General features: G+C 45.1%; 1 protein-coding gene. It reads left to right on the forward strand.

Annotated features, from left to right (window positions below; all coding sequences use genetic code 11):
• A partial coding sequence (locus Ga0466249_RS28115; RefSeq protein WP_215832435.1) for an NAD-binding protein occupies positions 1 to 233 on the forward strand: 233 nt, incomplete at both ends.

The raw sequence follows: 233 nt of genomic DNA on the forward strand, positions 1-233 counted from the left end.
GGCAAAAAAATTGTGATTTTAGGTTCCGGCGATATTGGTTTGATCATGGCCCGCCGTCTCACCTTAGAAGGGGCCAAGGTCGAAGGCGTGATTGAAATTATGCCCTTTTCCAATGGACTCACACGAAATGTTGTTCAATGCTTAGAGGACTATGAGATTCCGCTGTATTTGGCGCATACTGTTACAGCCATTCATGGTCACGACAGAGTTACAGGCATTACTTGTGCAAAAGT

Origin of the sequence: Pelorhabdus rhamnosifermentans (genome assembly GCF_018835585.1) — a bacterium.
Lineage (GTDB): Bacteria > Bacillota > Negativicutes > UMGS1260 > UMGS1260 > Pelorhabdus > Pelorhabdus rhamnosifermentans.